Genomic DNA, 1,718 nt, shown 5'->3' with positions numbered 1-1,718 from the left:
CAAAAGTCAAGTAATAAGCATAAAAATGTGAAAAAATTTAAAAAAAGAAAATAAGTGGAGGGAAAACTCAAAAGAGAAAACCCTAAATCCACTTATATAGAGCATCTATAGTTTCCTAGGTGTCTCTATACTTTAGAGGAGTGGAAATGATGGAACGTGTAGCTAAGTTAATTAAATTCCCTGTTGACCTTGTAAAAGAAATTGAAACATACCAAAAGGAACATTACATCTCAAGTTTTGCAGGGGCGGTTTATGAGTTGATTCGCAAAGGGTTGAGTAAGTAATGGAATATACTTCAGAAAACCATAGCAAACATTTAAACACAGGGTAGCTAGTGCAAAAATAGGATAATTGAGATTGCAGAAGTCCTCCCTTATCCTAGGTGCTTGCAACCCCTAACCTAAAGGTATAGAGGTTTTATGCACCCAACTATAAGTAATTGAAAGGATAATGAAGGTGGTAATAAAAAGTGAAAGTAACAATTTCAGATATTGCAAAAATGGCAGGAGTAGCCAAAAGTACTGTGTCACGTTATTTAAATGGCGGTTATGTAAGTGAAACAACGAAACTGAAACTAGATAAAATCATTGCGGATACAAAATATGAACCGAATAGTTTTGCCCAAAGTTTAAAGGCGAAAAAAACAAATTTAATAGGAGCCATTATTCCCAGGTTCGATTCCTATGCGACCTCACGAATGTTGATTGGCATAGATGAAAGTTTGAAAGAATTAGGTTATCAAATATTAGTTGCCAATACTAGCCAAAAGCTAGAAAGAGAAATAGAAAATATTTATAGTCTGGCCAATCAAAAAGCTGCTGGTATTATCTTGCTTGCGAAACAAATCACCAAGGAGCATATTGAGGCAGCGAAGGCAGTGGATCTCCCAATTTTAATTGCAGGGCAAGAAGATGAAGAATTTCATTCCCTTGTCTATGGGGATGCTCAATCTGGATATGATATTGGAAAGTATGTGGCAAAGTGTGGTCATACAAACATTTGTTACATTGGGGTAACGGAAGAAGATGTGGCTGTTGGTGTAAAGAGAAAAGAAGGATTTAGAAAAGCGATTGAAGAAGAGGGAATCGAAAATGTTTCCTATTACGAGAGTAGTTTCTCGATTGAAGGCGCTTATACAGTAGCTACATCTATTATCAAAGAAAATCCAGCGACAGTTTATGTATGCGCAACAGATAATATTGCATTAGGGACCATGAAAGCTATTCATCATCATGGACTCAAAATCCCTGAAGATATTTCGGTGACTGGATTTGGTGACTATGATGTGGCCGATATTATCGACCCTAGCTTAACGACAATACACTACCCATATAAAACAGCAGGAGGTACCGCTGCCAACAAAATAGTTCGTATGATTCAAGGGGAAGATGTAGAAAGACTTACGACCATTCCATGTTATTTGGTTGAAAGAAAAAGTGTACGTAGGAGAAAATAGTAATAAAAACCATAACTACCCGGAGAAACCTGATTGGTTCAAATAATTATCTTCGGAGAAACGCTCTCTGATAAAAGAGTCACTTTATTAACGACCTATTTTTTCGTTTTTAACGATGTTATACTGACTTAAAGGGGTAACTCCCAATAATCTATGAAAAATTATGTTTCCCAAATTTCTCGTTGCTCGTATGATGATTTCTGTCGATGAAGGTAATATAATCCAATCATTGTCTGGATTAAACAGCTTTATAACAGATCCA

The 1,718-nt window shown here is 36.0% G+C and carries 2 protein-coding genes; both read left to right on the top strand.

What is annotated here, in order from left to right; all coding sequences use genetic code 11:
- Positions 1-149: 149 nt before the first annotated feature.
- Complete coding sequence (locus ACYQ4S_RS11820) at positions 150-284, top strand: hypothetical protein (RefSeq protein ID WP_346025303.1); 135 nt, start codon at positions 150-152, stop codon at positions 282-284.
- Positions 285-469: 185 nt separating this feature from the next.
- Entirely contained in the window at positions 470-1,456 is a 987-nt protein-coding gene (locus tag ACYQ4S_RS11815) for a LacI family DNA-binding transcriptional regulator (RefSeq protein WP_091269067.1), read from the top strand.
- Positions 1,457-1,718: the final 262 nt, after the last annotated feature.

It is taken from the genome of Alkalibacterium sp. s-m-28, assembly GCF_054658175.1.
Note: the sequence above shows the minus strand (reverse complement) of the source record. Positions and strands in the feature narration are given on the sequence as shown.

Excerpts from the sequence above, each read along its gene's own strand:
- ACYQ4S_RS11820 (WP_346025303.1), top strand. The coding sequence starts at position 150 with ATGGAACGTGTAGCTAAGTTAATTAAATTCCCTGTTGACCTTGTAAAA.